Origin of the sequence: Proteus sp. TSJ240517, assembly GCF_047921575.1 — a bacterium.
Taxonomy (GTDB): domain Bacteria; phylum Pseudomonadota; class Gammaproteobacteria; order Enterobacterales; family Enterobacteriaceae; genus Proteus.
In genome coordinates, this window is sequence record NZ_JBLRMH010000005.1 from 37111 (window position 1) to 52105 (window position 14995).

General features: G+C 39.2%; 14 protein-coding genes. 8 read left to right on the plus strand and 6 right to left on the minus strand.

Annotation, left to right across the window (positions count from 1 at the left end; translation table 11 throughout):
• Genes hemX through hemC form a run of 3 tightly spaced genes read right to left on the minus strand, consistent with a single transcriptional unit; the run spans position 1 to position 2965 of the window.
• Positions 1-1269: a uroporphyrinogen-III C-methyltransferase gene (gene hemX, locus ACNARN_RS10085; RefSeq protein WP_416304435.1), complete on the minus strand. Its 1269-nt coding sequence runs from the start codon at positions 1267-1269 to the stop codon at positions 1-3.
• 20 nt (positions 1270-1289) lie between these two features.
• On the minus strand, positions 1290-2027 hold the full coding sequence (gene hemD, locus ACNARN_RS10090) for a uroporphyrinogen-III synthase (protein WP_196534392.1): 738 nt from the start codon (positions 2025-2027) through the stop codon (positions 1290-1292).
• Positions 2024-2965, minus strand: a complete 942-nt coding sequence (gene hemC, locus ACNARN_RS10095) for a hydroxymethylbilane synthase (RefSeq protein WP_416304436.1) — start codon at positions 2963-2965, stop codon at positions 2024-2026. Before hemC ends, hemD begins: the two co-directional genes overlap by 4 nt.
• A 996-nt stretch (positions 2966-3961) precedes the next feature.
• Here hemC and ACNARN_RS10100 point away from each other — a divergent pair.
• A complete protein-coding gene (locus ACNARN_RS10100) occupies positions 3962-6556 on the plus strand; it encodes a class I adenylate cyclase (protein ID WP_198626372.1) in 2595 nt (864 codons plus the stop codon).
• A 68-nt stretch (positions 6557-6624) separates the two neighbouring features.
• Here ACNARN_RS10100 and cyaY read toward each other — a convergent pair whose 3' ends face one another.
• Positions 6625-6942, minus strand: a complete 318-nt coding sequence (gene cyaY / locus ACNARN_RS10105) for an iron donor protein CyaY (protein WP_088494024.1) — start codon at positions 6940-6942, stop codon at positions 6625-6627.
• Positions 6943-7021: 79 nt separating this feature from the next.
• Here cyaY and lptM point away from each other — a divergent pair, with 79 nt between their 5' ends.
• From lptM to ACNARN_RS10140, 7 genes are all read left to right on the plus strand, one after another.
• Positions 7022-7189, plus strand: coding sequence for an LPS translocon maturation chaperone LptM (lptM, locus tag ACNARN_RS10110; RefSeq protein WP_151436666.1), 168 nt, complete (start codon positions 7022-7024; stop codon positions 7187-7189).
• A gap of 41 nt (positions 7190-7230) precedes the next feature.
• Positions 7231-8055, plus strand: a complete 825-nt coding sequence (gene dapF / locus ACNARN_RS10115) for a diaminopimelate epimerase (protein ID WP_099076350.1) — start codon at positions 7231-7233, stop codon at positions 8053-8055.
• A gap of 25 nt (positions 8056-8080) precedes the next feature.
• Entirely contained in the window at positions 8081-8791 is a 711-nt protein-coding gene (locus ACNARN_RS10120; protein ID WP_198626371.1) for a DUF484 domain-containing protein, read from the plus strand.
• Complete coding sequence (xerC, locus tag ACNARN_RS10125) at positions 8788-9711, plus strand: tyrosine recombinase XerC (protein ID WP_198626370.1); 924 nt, start codon at positions 8788-8790, stop codon at positions 9709-9711. Before ACNARN_RS10120 ends, xerC begins: the two co-directional genes overlap by 4 nt.
• A complete protein-coding gene (gene yigB / locus ACNARN_RS10130; protein ID WP_198620242.1) occupies positions 9711-10427 on the plus strand; it encodes a 5-amino-6-(5-phospho-D-ribitylamino)uracil phosphatase YigB in 717 nt (238 codons plus the stop codon). Before xerC ends, yigB begins: the two co-directional genes overlap by 1 nt.
• A gap of 145 nt (positions 10428-10572) precedes the next feature.
• Positions 10573-12729 carry a DNA helicase II gene (gene uvrD, locus ACNARN_RS10135; RefSeq protein WP_416304437.1) on the plus strand — a complete coding sequence of 719 codons (2157 nt, stop codon included), beginning with the start codon at positions 10573-10575 and terminating at the stop codon, positions 12727-12729.
• A 148-nt stretch (positions 12730-12877) separates the two neighbouring features.
• Complete coding sequence (locus ACNARN_RS10140) at positions 12878-13273, plus strand: hypothetical protein (RefSeq protein ID WP_198620241.1); 396 nt, start codon at positions 12878-12880, stop codon at positions 13271-13273.
• A 7-nt stretch (positions 13274-13280) separates the two neighbouring features.
• Here the strand turns inward: ACNARN_RS10140 and rarD are convergent, their stop codons facing one another.
• Both rarD and ACNARN_RS10150 read right to left on the minus strand, forming a co-directional pair.
• Positions 13281-14174: an EamA family transporter RarD gene (gene rarD, locus ACNARN_RS10145; RefSeq protein WP_099076355.1), complete on the minus strand. Its 894-nt coding sequence runs from the start codon at positions 14172-14174 to the stop codon at positions 13281-13283.
• 145 nt (positions 14175-14319) lie between these two features.
• Positions 14320-14787: a thioesterase family protein gene (locus tag ACNARN_RS10150; protein WP_109372720.1), complete on the minus strand. Its 468-nt coding sequence runs from the start codon at positions 14785-14787 to the stop codon at positions 14320-14322.
• Between the last annotated feature and the right edge of the window lie 208 nt (positions 14788-14995).

A 14995-nucleotide genomic window follows, 5' to 3' on the forward strand; every position in this document is an offset into this window, starting at 1 on the left:
TTATTCTCCTTGTTGTGTTACTGGTGCATCAACAGTTGTACTATCAGCTGCAACATCTTGTACGCTTTCTGATGCATTATGTTCAGCTTCTACGGCTTGGGCATCTTGGGCTTCAACAGCTTGTGCTCCAGCAACTTGTGGTTCTGCATACTCATTTTGTGCCAGTAAATTGCGAATTTGTTTTTCTACACGTTTTTCTAGCAATGTCGGGCTCTTCAATTCTGATGGCATTGCAAGCGTAATAGGCTGTTTCTCTAATTCAGAAACCGTATCTAAAAATGCAGTTGTACTTGGATCAGAGGTATCAAAATAAGCACGTACCCAAGTGGATACCGCTTCCAGTGATTGCTGATAAGTTTCAGTTTGGTGACGAGGCACGGCTTGAGAAGCAATTAATAAACGTGAACGGATATTCTCACGTAAATAGACATCTTGATTCGGTGCTAATAAAGGAGCGGCAGCGGTATCACGGCGACGAATAGTAATAAAATCATCCATAAAGCTTTTCCAGCTTTTACTTAGATTCTCTTTCCAATCAGAAAGTGAACCTGAAATGGTTTCATCGTTTTTATCCATTGGGGAGCCATTACGCTCAAGATCAGCTAAACGGAGATTATCAACCTGATTCGCTAACTGGTTTAATTGTAAGATGATGCCATCATTATCAATTTTGGTGAGAGCAGCTAAACTGCTGATATCTTCATTAATAGCACGACGGATCTCAAGTAAACTCGGATCGTTCATTTCCGCTAAGCTACTATCAGCACCTTTTAGTAAACTCACGGCGGTCACAACATCTTGATCATTCCATAACTTACGACCAGCCATTTTCACCATAAAATCGGCTTGTGCTAATAGCCAACTTTTGACATCTGCACTAGAAATAGCGGCAAAGCGTGTTTGTAGATCTTGAATTTGGCGCTCTGTTGTTTGGCGTTCGTTTTGTAATTTATTGATAGTCTGTTTTTGTGAGTCAAACATACTATCAATATTGTCAAAGCGTTGTTGATACGTATTTTGGAGTTGTTGTAATTGGGTAAGCTCAGATTTGAGTGATTGATTTTCTACACTCAGCTTTGATGCTTGTTGATTGGTGTAATAGTAAAGGCTACCACCGATTGCCAAAATAACAAGGATAGCAACAGCACTTCCAATTAGACCTGAGCGCTTGTTATTAACAGGTTTGACTTCCTGATAGCGGACATTCTCATCAGCTTTAGCTGCATCTTTTGGCAAGTCATTATCATTTGTATTTTTCTGTTCCGTCATATCGGCGTCTCATTTAGGTTCTATATTAATGCATGAAATAAAGCATCATTATTGGCACTTTCAGCAACGGTGACAGTTTCCCACCCTAATGTTTTTGCTATTGTTGCTAATCGTTCACTGACCACAAGTAAATGGCAGTTTAACAGCCATGCTTTTTTAGATTCAGCGACCAGATCAAAGAGTTGTTGTAACATTTCACCGCTAGTGACAACAAGCGTATCAACCTGTGCTTTTTCCCATTGAAGCGCAAAGTCTTCAGGGGAATAATGAATAAATAGGCGTTGGTAACATTCGCATTCATCAACGATTGCGCCTCGTTGGCTCAATGTTGTTGCGAGTAAGTCACGACCACCGTTACCTCTAAGCAGTAATATTTGCTTGTTTTTCACCTGATTAAGCTCAGGAAGGTCAAGAAGATCTTCGCTGGTTTCTCCTTGCTCAGGGTAGCAAATTGGAAGACTGCTTAAATGTTGGAAATCTTTCGCTGTGCTTTGACCTATTCCATAATAGGATAGCGTATCTGGCCATGATTGTTGTAATTGATTTAGCTGCCAGTTTGCGTATGACACCGCATTTTTAGAAAGTAAAAATACACAATCACCCGCCCTTAATCCTTTTAGTTTAGCATCTAATAAAGGGAGCTCACGACCTGCGGTGATCTCTATTAAAGGTGCTTGAAAGGCTGTTTTTCCCGCATCAATTAAACGTTGGGTTAATGCCTTTCCTGCTGGGTTGGGGCGAGTAACTAAAATACTCATGCAGGTGTGCTGCCTTGATACACTGCCGTTAAAATGGCTCGTGCACCTTTATCTAAAAGCTCTTCAGCCAGTGAGATACCCGCAGTTTCAGCGTATTCTGGAGACACTAAGCGCTCACCACGCAAAATAGTTTCGCCATCAGGAGAACCGACTAAAGCACGTAACCAAATTTTGTCATTTTGCCAAATGGCATAGCTTCCAATCGGAACTTGGCAACCGCCTTCAAGACGAGTATTCATTGCACGCTCTGCTTTAACGCAAATTGCAGTGCGAGAATGGTTTAGTGCATCTAATAACTGACGAGTTTCATTATCATCTAAGCGACACTCAATTCCCACTGCACCTTGCCCAACCGCAGGTAAAGATTGCTCAGCAGATAATGGTGTACGAACACGTTCGTTAAGACCTAGGCGTTTTAAGCCAGCAACGGCAAGAATAATGGCATCATAATCACCATTATCTAGTTTCCCTAAACGAGTACCGACATTACCACGTAAATCACGAATAATCAGGTCAGGGCGCTGTGCTTTTAATTGGCATTGGCGACGTAAACTGGATGTGCCTACAATACTACCCGCAGGAAGTTGTTCTAAAGAATCATAATGATTAGAGACAAAGGCATCACGAGGATCTTCGCGTTCACAAATAGTCACTAACCCTAAGCCTTCTGGGAAATCAATAGGAACATCTTTCATAGAGTGAACGGCAATATCTGCGCGTGATTCAAGTAGGGCAAGTTCTAACTCTTTTACAAATAGCCCTTTGCCACCTACTTTAGCTAAAGGTGTATCTAAAATGATGTCACCTTTAGTGACCATCGGTATTAATTCGACGACTAAACCTGGATGAGCAAGTTGTAGTTGTTCTTTCACATAGAGCGCCTGCCACATAGCAAGAGGGCTTTGGCGGGTAGCAATACGGATGGTACTTTTTGACATAATAGTATTATCTCTTCCGAGCGATTAGCGATATTTTTGTTTAGAAATAAGGCATTGTTTTAACACTTTAAAGCTCAATTTTCCAGTTAAGGCGCTTTGAGTCGTAATAACAATGAAAGAAATGAGGCCATCTTCGAAAAAGAAAAAAAGAAAGAGGAAATAAAAAATAAGTAAATTATTAATGGATACTATCGGGTTTAGTTATTTTTAGAATTTTATTCTTTTTATATCTATATAAAAAGTGTGGTTATTTACAAAATCAAAACATTGAGTTAATTTTGTTAACATTTGGTGGGTGAGAAGTGAGACAAATATTATGTTTAATCTGAACACATTGATAAAACAACTATTATTTTAAATTTACTTATTTTTCTTATTATTTTTCAATATATAAAAATACTATAAATTTTAACAAAATTATTATTAAATAAAAGAAAGAGAAATAATAAGAATAGAGAAAAGAATTTATTCTTAAATTAAATAATTAATTAATAAAAATTAAATATTATTTTAAATATTATTATCACAACATTAAAAATAGAATTCTTATTTTAAGTGTAAAAATAAAAAATAATCAAAAATTAAAAATAATTCATGATTATCAATCGGTTGCTTTTATTTTTACTTTTTTATCTATTTTTTACGTTTTGTCAAAATTTATTTTCAGTTTCATCATTAAGTAAACAGGGGTTTTTGTGGGGTAAAGGGAGGATTGAGATATTTTTTTATCATTTTTTCTATAAATAAAACAATTTATCTTCATGATTATAAAGATATTTATTTGATGGCTTTACACGATTAAGCGCTTAAATATCACTTTTAGATCTTGGTGCTATATTTTGAGTTCCTCTTTACGCCTTGCGCTCAAGGTGTTAAATTGATCACGTTTCCGAGATTTTGTTAGTAAAGTTTTATCTATTAATATTCCCTAACTCAACCTTGGTCACTTATAAACTCAGATTCTACTATCTTCTTAGTATTGTTCAGGCGAAACTCTTGTATCTTTATATTGAAACACTGAAGCAACGGCTGGATGCGATTAATCAACTCAGACTGGAACGAGCGTTTGCATCGATGTGTGATGTTTTTAAACAGGTCTATGGTTTAATTCCTGTTTTATTGCATTACCACCATCCTGAGTTGCCCGGCTACATACAAGGAAATGTTCCTCACGGCACATGTTTCTTTGAACCCGATGACATGCAACGTCAATGGGCGAATAAGCTGGTTAACGCATTATGTGATGATCCGATGGATGGATACGCCAATGGAGAGTTGCCAATTACTGGCATCTATTCAATGGGGAGTACCTCTTCTATTGGTCAAAGTCACTGCTCCGATATTGATATTTGGGTCTGCCATCAATCATGGCTGGATCAAGATGAACGTGCACTTTTACAACGCAAATGCCAATTGATTGAACAATGGGCTGGCGAACTAGGTATTGATGTTACGTTTTTCTTAATTGATGAAAATAGATTTCGTCACCATGCAAGTGGTAGCTTAGGTGGAGAAGATTGCGGCTCTACCCAACATATTCTTTTACTTGATGAATTTTATCGCACAGCAGTACGCCTAGCAGGTAAACGCTTGCTATGGGCGATGGTGCCTATTGAAGAAGAACATCATTATGATGAATATGTTAACTCCCTTTATGCTCAAGGTGTATTAACGCCAAATGAGTGGTTAGATCTCGGGGGATTAGGCGAACTTTCTGCTGAAGAGTACTTTGGCGCAAGTTTATGGCAACTCTATAAAAGTGTCGATTCACCTTATAAAGCCGTACTAAAAAGTATTTTATTAGAAGCCTATTCAGCAGACTATCCTAATGGGAAGTTGCTGGCATTAGAAATGAAACAACATCTACACCGTGGCGAAATCGTTAATTACGGTTTAGATGCTTATTGTATGATGCTTGAGCGTGTCACTCGCTATTTGGTTTCTATTAATGATTTAACTCGCCTTGATCTTATCCGTCGCTGTTTCTACCTGAAAGTGTGTGAAAAATTATCTAACGAAAAAACACAAAACGAACCTGAAGGCTGGAGACGACAAGTCTTATCGCAATTGGTCACTCAATGGCAATGGGATAATGAGCGCTTAACAGTACTCGATACACGTGATAGCTGGAAAATCGAGCGTGTGCGTGATGCACACAATGAGTTATTAGATACGATGATGCAAAGCTATCGTAATCTTATTCGTTTTGCGCGTCGTAATAATTTAAGTGTCAGTGCAAGCCCACAAGATATCGGTGTCTTAACACGTAAGCTTTACGCTGCGTTTGAAGCATTACCGGGTAAAATCACACTGGTTAATCCACAAATATCACCTGATTTATCAGAGTCACATCTAACCTTTATTTATGTACCACAAGGTCGAGCAAATCGTAGCGGATGGTATTTATATAATCGTGCCCCTGATTTTGAAAATATCGTTGGACACCAACCATTAGAATATAACCGCTATTTAAATAAATTAGTGGCATGGTCTTATTTTAATGGGCTGTTAACAAAAGAGTCTCGAGTTTATATTCATCAAGGAGAATCTTCTTGTGATGAAATTAAACTGCATGAATTAGTCAGGGATATGTCGAGCCATTTCCCAATTCGTTTACCTGCACCAACACCGAAAGCACTGTATAGCCCTTGTGAAATTAGACATCTAGCGATTATTGTCAATTTAGAAACTGATCCAACAGAAAGTTTTTCTGATCACGTGGTTCACTTTGATTTTAGAAAACTCGATGTGTTTAGTTTCGGTGAAAAAGAGCAGTGTCTTATTGGTAGCATTGATTTGTTGTACCGTAACTCTTGGAATGAAGTTAGAACCCTTCATTTCAGTGGCACACAATCTATGTTGGAATCGTTAAAAACGATATTGGGTAAAATGCACCAAGATGCGGCTCCACCTGCCTCTGTGGAAGTATTTTGTTATAGCCAACATTTGCGTGGTTTAATCCGCACTCGTGTTCAGCAGTTAGTCTCAGAATGTATTGAATTGCGATTATCAACGAATCGTTTAGAGCCAGGTCGTTTTAAAGCTTTACGCATTGCTGGGCAAACGTGGGGATTGTTCTTTGAACGCCTCAATGTGTCGGTACAAAAATTAGAAAATGCTATCGAGTTTTATGGCGCAATTTCGTATAACAAGCTTCATGGGTTGCCAGTTAAATTAGATAAGGACGCCCGCTATTTACCTGCGGTGATTGATGGTTTTGCTTGTGAAGGGATTATTCAATTCTTCTTCGAAACCACAGAAGATAGTAATGTCTTTAATATCTATATATTAGATGAAGCAAATCGCGTTGAAATCTATTCCCATTGTGAAGGAAGTAAAGAAGAGTTAGTGAAAGATGTTAGTCGTTTCTACTCTTCATCTCATGATCGATTCACATACGGATCAAGCTTTATTAATTTTAATCTGCCGCAGTTTTATCAAATTGTGAAAGTGGAAGGATCAACTCAAGTGTTACCTTTTGCTGGTGGATCCTTTGGTAAATTATCCGATCTGGGTAGTAAAGAAACGCAACCTGAAATGAATGTTGTTGCCCACGGATTTACAGATTATAAAGCGGTACAGCATTCTTAATTAAGTACAAGCCAATAAACACAAATGGGAGCTTTGATAGCTCCCATTATTGTTGTTAATTGCGCTTATTAGAAAGAAAACGCTTCCCCACTTTGTTCTGTTATTGCTTGTGCCAGCATGGTTAAAAATTCACCACCACTTCTATCACAAATCCATTGTTCGTCTTTCCAATCAAAGTGATAGCCACCAGAGCGTGTCGCTAACCAAACTTGATGAAACGCTTCTTGGCGATTAATAATAATTTTACTATTATTTTCAAAGGTTAATGTCATTACACCGCCATTGATTTCACAATCAATATCTGCGTCACCTTCATAATTATCAATAGTTTGTTCTATTTCTGACAAGAGTTCATCAGCTAATTGGTGAAATTCACTGTCGTTCATCTTCATTTCCTATTTGCTTTTCGAGATCTAACTGCGATTATAGAGGATATTAACCAAATAAATGACAGGCAGATTTCGAATGAAAACGTATTTACGTTGCACTCTTGCTATAATAACACTGATTTCTCTTTCTGGTTGTGGCTTGAAAGGCCCTCTTTATTTCCCTCCTGAAGATACTCAGGCAAAAATGACACAGTCATCCCAGCCAACCCAGCAAGTTGAGAGCGACTCAACTCAGACCAATTAGTCAATCTTAGAAACGGTAATTTCGTTTCAGGCAGGGGCAAGATGCAATTTTCAAAAATGCATGGTCTTGGCAACGACTTTATGGTGGTCGATGCTGTGACTCAAAATGTTTATTTTTCACCAGAGTTAATATGTCGATTAGCGAATCGCCATACTGGTGTTGGGTTTGATCAATTATTGGTAGTTGAAGCACCTTATGATCCTGAACTCGATTTCCATTATCGCATTTTTAATGCTGATGGAAGTGAGGTTGCACAGTGTGGTAATGGTGCTCGTTGCTTTGCTCGATTTGTGAGATTAAAAGGACTTACAAACAAAAGAGAGATAAAAGTCAGTACGCAGTCTGGCAGAATGACCTTGCATGTTATGGACAATGATGATGTGTGCGTCAATATGGGCGAGCCTGAATTTGAACCTCAAAAAGTCCCTTTCCGTGCACAAAAGGCAGAAAAGACCTATATTATCAGGGCAATGGAACGCACTGTGTTATGCGGTGTAGTTTCAATGGGAAATCCTCATTGCGTTATTCAGGTTGAAGACATTAAAACAGCAGAAGTTGAGTTGTTAGGGCCTGTGTTAGAGCAACATGAACGTTTTCCTGAACGTGCTAATATTGGTTTTATGCAAATCGTAGACAGAAGTAATCTTCATTTGCGGGTATTTGAACGTGGTGCAGGTGAAACAAATGCCTGTGGTAGCGGGGCTTGTGCAGCTGTCGCAATTGGTATTTCACAAGGCTTATTAGATAAACGTGTGAAAGTCACCTTACCGGGTGGATCATTGCTAATTGAATGGAAAGGAGAGGGTAACTCTCTTTATATGACTGGGCCTGCGACACATATTTATGATGGGATCATTCAGCTATAATATTATTTTTTGAGAGGCTATCTGTATGACGGATAAAAATGAGCAGTTCTGTTGCCCTGAAACCAACGAACTTAATGATCAACAAGTGATCCGTTATCTCAGGGAACATCCTGGTTTTTTTATCCGTAATGCAAGCTATATTGAGCAAATGCAAGTTCCTCATCCCGTCAGAGGAACCGTTTCTTTAGTCGAATGGATAATGTCACGCCAACGTAACCGCATCCATTATCTTGAAGAAGATATGCGTTTGTTGATAGAACAAGCCTCTGAAAATGAAGCATTGTTTAGCCAACTCTTATTATTAATTTCTGAACTATCCAACAGTGCTTCTCTTCACGAAATGCTAGAACGATTAAACCTTTGGGCTAAGGAATTAGGGCTTTATTCAGTTCAATTACGTCTATTTACCGATCGCTGGCAATTACAGCCACCTTTAGATGCACAAGATCTCCCATTATCTCGCCAAGCATTTGAACATTTTCGCATTCAACGTATGGGTGATGATAACCACTATTTAGGTCCATTAAATGGGCAAGAGATAATGCTATTGATGCCTAATGTACGACGCTCTGGTTCCGTTGCGCTTTCATTGTTAGGGCATTATGGGGATTTGGGCGTGATTATTTTTAATAGCCGAGATAACCAACATTTTCAGGAAGGGATGGGAACAGTCATGCTGGATAAGCTTGCCCATATTTTACCAGAATTGTTACTTCGTTGGATTGCAAGGCAATGAATCAACCAATAGATATTCCAGAAACACTCTCTACCACTATTGAACAATTCCTGCGTTATATTCAAGTTGAACGCCGATTAAGCCCTGTCACAGTAGAAAATTATCATCGCCAACTGACTGCATTAGCGCAAATGATGGTGGCAATGAATATCTGCGAATGGAAATCACTGGAAAGCCAACATGTGCGCATGTTATTGGCGAAAAGTCACCGTAGTGGATTACAACCCACCAGCCTTGCTTTGCGCTTTTCGGCGTTACGTAGCTTTCTTGATTGGCAAGTGGCACAAGGAATGTTAGACGTTAATCCAGCAAAAGGCATTCGCACACCTAAATCCGGTCGTCACCTTCCTAAAAATATGGATGTCGATGAAGTTAGCCAATTAATGAATATTGACTTAAAAGATCCTCTTTCTGTTAGAGATAGAACCATGCTGGAAGTGATGTATGGTGCAGGATTACGTCTATCAGAATTGACTAACTTAAATATTAGCGATATTGACATGAATGAAGGTGAAGTTCGTGTATTAGGTAAAGGAAGTAAAGAGCGAAAAGTTCCGCTAGGAAGAAAAGCGCTAGAGTGGTTACAAAATTGGTTTCCGATGCGAGAGCTCTATGCCCCTGAGGATAAAGCTGTCTTTATCTCAACCCAAAGTGGTAAGCGTTTATCGGTACGTAGCGTGCAAAAACGTTTTGAACTTTGGGGTATTAAACAAGGACTAAGTAGCCATGTGAATCCTCATAAATTACGCCACTCGTTTGCCACTCATTTATTGGAATCCAGTGGTGATTTACGTGCTGTACAAGAGTTATTAGGGCACGCTAATTTATCGACCACACAAGTTTATACCCACTTAGATTTTCAGCATTTAGCGAAAGTCTATGATGCTGCTCATCCGAGAGCTAAGAGAGAAAAATCATAATGCGCTTTTATAGAACTCTGACGCCAATTGCAGCGATGACTTTTGATTTAGATGACACGCTGTATGACAATGTGCCAGTAATGGATAAAACTGAAAAAGAGACGCTGGCCTTTATTCGTCAATATGATGAGCGTTTTAACCAATTCACAGAAAAAGATGTGAATGCCTATAAAAAGCCACTTCTAGAGAACAATCCTGATATTTTTCATGATATTACAAAATGGCGTTGGCTTGCGGCTAGAAACATGTTGTTAGATTATGGTTACAATGAAGCCAAAGCACAGCAAGGTGCTGATGAAATTATGGCGCACTTTGCTTATTGGCGTAGCCACATTAATGTGCCTAAAAATACTCATCAAGTCCTCACCGAATTGGCACAGAAAATCCCATTAATTGCGATCACAAATGGTAATGCAAACCCATTAAGTTGTGGTTTGGGACAGTATTTCTCACATATTTTAAAAGCCGGTCCCGATGGTCGCTCTAAGCCTTATCCTGATATGTTTGATAAAGCCTCCTCACTGTTAAATCTTCCACATGAGAAAATCCTACATGTGGGTGATCACCTTGTAACAGATGTTGAGGGTGCCGTTAATAGTGGATTACAAGCGTGCTGGATTAACCTTGATAACCGTAGCTTGTTTGAAGAAGGTGAAACCAGAGTAATGCCACATATTGAAATTACAGATTTAAGCAAACTGATAGAATTGGTTTAATGTGATGTTCGGTAAGAATGGCACAGATAAACGAGGCTAAAAAAGGCTTTATTTTGCATAGTGCGTAAATTCCTGTTAGTTTGTTGCTTACTCTCTATTTCTGTATATATCCACAGTATTTTTCTTCACTAAATGATTGGTAATTATGGACGTCTCATATCTGCTAGAAGGCCTTAACGATAAACAGCGCGAAGCTGTAGCCGCACCTCGTATTAATATGCTGGTGTTAGCTGGCGCAGGCAGTGGTAAAACACGGGTACTGGTACATCGTATCGCTTGGTTATTATCTGTTGAACAAGCTTCACCTTTTTCGATTATGGCAGTGACGTTTACCAATAAAGCCGCCGCAGAGATGCGCCATCGTATTGAAGACTTAATTGGTACAAGCCAAGGTGGCATGTGGATTGGTACTTTCCATAGCCTGGCTCATCGTTTATTGCGAGCGCATTATCTTGATGCGAATTTGTCACAAGACTTCCAAATTATTGACAGTGATGATCAATATCGCCTTATTCGTCGTATTGTTAAGTCAATGAATCTTGATGATAAACAGTGGCCTGCGCGTCAAGGTATGTGGTATATCAACGGTAAAAAAGATGAAGGTTTACGTCCTCAACATATTCAAACCTATGGCAATCCTGTTGAAACCACTTGGCTGAAAGTATACCAAGCTTATCAAGAAGCGTGCGATCGCGCAGGGCTTGTGGACTTTGCAGAGCTTTTATTACGTGCTCATGAACTTTGGTTAAACAAACCGCAAATTTTGGAGCACTACCAAAACCGTTTTACCAATATTTTAGTGGATGAGTTTCAAGATACTAACCGCATTCAATATGCGTGGATAAGAATGTTGGCAGGTCAATCTGGTAAAGTCATGATTGTGGGTGATGATGATCAATCCATCTATGGTTGGCGCGGTGCGCAAGTTGAGAATATTCAAAATTTCTTAAATGAATTTCCTGGTGCAGAAACCATTCGATTAGAGCAAAACTATCGTTCGACAAGCAATATTTTAAAAGCGGCGAATGCGTTAATTGCAAATAACAGTGACAGATTAGGTAAAAATCTGTGGACTGAGGGTGCCGAAGGTGAGCCTATCTCGCTTTATTGCGCCTTTAATGATTTGGATGAAGCCCGCTATGTGGTTGGGCGGATCAAGCGTTGGCAAGAAGAAGGCGGCGCGCTAACAGATTGCGCCATTCTTTATCGTAGTAATGCGCAATCTCGTGTGATGGAAGAGGCGTTATTACAAGCCGCAATGCCATACCGTATTTATGGTGGTCAACGATTTTTTGAACGCCAAGAAATCAAAGATGCACTTTCTTATATGCGATTAACAGCTAATCGCCATGATGATGCTTCTTTTGAGCGTGTTGTGAATACACCAACCCGAGGCATTGGTGATAGAACCTTAGATATTGTTCGTCAAGTGGCAAGAGATAACCAGATTACCTTATGGGAAAGTGCATTGCAGGTTATCGAGCATAAAATGCTGGCAGGGCGTGCAACCGCGGCCATTCAGCGGTTCTTAGAATTAATTGAGACGTTAGCTTCTGAAACGGCTGATATGCCACTACATGTGCAAACAGACCGAATTATTCGTGATTCAGGCTTAAAAGCGATGTATGAGCAAGAAAAAGGTGAAAAAGCTCAAGCTCGTATTGAAAACTTAGAAGAGTTGGTTACGGCAACTCGCCAATTTAGTTATCAAGATGAAGACGAAGATTTAATGCCACTGCAAGCGTTTCTTTCACATGCCGCATTAGAATCAGGCGAAAGCCAAGCTGATGCATATCAAGATGCCGTACAGTTAATGACACTTCACTCCGCTAAAGGGCTCGAGTTTTCACAAGTCTTTATTGTGGGTGTAGAAGAGGGTATGTTCCCAAGTCAAATGTCGTTGGATGAAGGTGGTCGCTTGGAAGAAGAGCGTCGCTTGGCGTATGTTGGCGTTACCCGAGCAATGAAAAAGTTAACGCTCACTTACGCTGAAAACCGCCGTTTATATGGAAAAGAAGTCAGTCATCGTCCTTCTCGTTTTATTGGTGAGTTACCGAAAGAGTGTGTCGAAGAAGTCCGTTTACGCGCAACAGTTTCACGCCCTGTTAATCATAGTCGTTTAGGGACTCCGATTATCAGCAATGATACGGGCTATTCACTTGGACAACGAGTGAAGCACCCTAAATTTGGTGACGGTACTATCATTAATATCGAAGGCAGTGGTGAACATTGCCGATTACAAATTGCCTTTAATGGTGAAGGTATTAAATGGCTGGTGGCAGCATTTGCTCGACTGGAATAAACCTCAATTAGAGTGAATTAGCATTACCTCAATATAAAAAAACACCCTTACTTATTTAATAGATTAAGCTGGGGTGTTTTTTTTAAGGGAAGTTCAAGTTGGTTACTTAATAATCTCGTTATCTATTCTTACTTAACGGGATTAATTGATGAAAATCTCTAGCGTATTTTTTCATGCCTACTCTTTTGTCGCACCTTGCACGCGAACGTCTTCTGTCTCTTTTTCTAGTAATGAATTGTTGATCGAAAATACTGAGGAAGTCCTTTGTGATACCTATTATCCTAGCGAACCTATCAATGAATTTGAAGAAGATCTCTATTGTAAATTGCTGAGGCATCAGCGTGATTTTGTTCCTCGAATCAATCTCTATCCTTGGATTGTGATTAACCGTATTCAAGTGATTAATAACTCAATATCAGCACTGTTTAGGCGCTCGTGTCGGTATGTGGAAGAGATAGCGAAGAATGCACATCTATTAAAGAAAAATCAGAAGAAAAAATGCTCTTCCGCTTTTACTCAAATTGGTAATTTAGCGGAAGAGTGAGTATGTACTAACTACGTCTTAAACGGCGTTGAGTATAGAGCGCATCAAGTGTAAAGAGGATCAGCGCAACCCAAATAAAGCCAAAGGTCACTAATCGTTCTGCATCAATTTGTTCGCCATATACCATTGTGGCAAGAATAAACATCAAGGTTGGACCAATATATTGGAAAAAGCCCAAGGTTGATAAACGCAGATGATGCGCCGCTTCTGTAAATAGCAATAATGGTACGGTTGTAATGATACCAGCTGCGATTAACAGGGTATTTAACGACCAACTGTTTTCAAGCATATTGCTTGTCGGTGAATGTGTGAAAAATAAGATATAAACTAATGCAACAGGGAATAGCCATAATGTTTCTACCAACATACCTGTTTGTGCATCGACACCCAATTTTTTGCGCAGTAAGCCATAAAGACCAAAAGTCACGGCGAGGCTTAATCCAATCACGGGGACTGAACCAAAGTGCCAGAGTTGAATAAATACACCAGTAAATGCTAACCCTACCGCGACCCACTGCATACGGCGGAAGCGCTCGCTCAAGAAAAGCATGCCAAACAGTACATTAACCAGTGGGTTAATAAAGTAACCAAGGCTGGCTTCTAGCATATAGCCGTGGTTAACCGCCCATATATAGGTAAGCCAGTTAGTTGCGATAATGACGGCAGTCAGTGCTAAAAGAAGAATTTTTTTAGGTTGACGTATTAATTGGCGCAAATAAGGCCAATGACGGCTGATAGTCATTAAAATCAACATAAAAAAGAACGACCATAAAATGCGGTGCGTTAAGATCTCTTCTGCGGGCACTTCTTGAATGCTTTTAAAATAAACAGGGGCAATACCCCAGATCAAATAGGCGCCTAAGGCACATAAAACGCCTTTCATCGTGTTTTTCTGGCTCATGCTATCTCTGGAATTGATGGAAAGGAAAAGTGTGACGGGGTTATCATACCCAATGACATTATCTAATGTGTCATTAGGCATGTATTTTTACAAGTAATTAATATCAATCTAAGCATCATAGAGCGCAATGAATCTTAACAAAGGCTTAACCTACGATATAGGTTGCTGTCCCGCTCGCAATATGAACTTGTTTTTCATTATGTAATTCAACACGAGCAACAGACACTTTATTACCACTGCGTAAAATATGGCTACTTGCAGTAAAACATTCTCCACGTCCTGGTCTTAAATAATCAACACGTAAATCAATTGTGCCCATGTTAGCAAGTTTCTGTTCGAGTTGCTCTTGGGATATTGGTGCTAAACGTGTTAATGCGTTACCGACACAAACTAATCCCGCACTAACATCAAGTACAGAAGCAATAAGTCCGCCATGTAAGATACGTTGAGCAATATTACCAACAAGTTTATCTTGATACCGAAATTGAATTTCAGCGTAGTCTTGTTCAAAGCGAACTAGCTCTAAGCCGATTAATTGATTAAAGGGCATCTTATAAACAAAAACATGACCAATAAGTGCTTGAGCCTCTTCTAATGTTAACTGTTTTTCCATTTTTAGAACCCCTGACATCACGTTATTAAGTTAATACTATGTTAATAATACATGACAAAATCGTAATTGCACATTTGTGCTATAAATATAATGGTATAAAAATATACGAGATTTAATGGCGATTACGTGTAAAATATGGGCGCTAAAGTGTAATAAAGCACATATATAAGAACTAATTCTAAAGTAAGTACTAACTTTTTATATTATT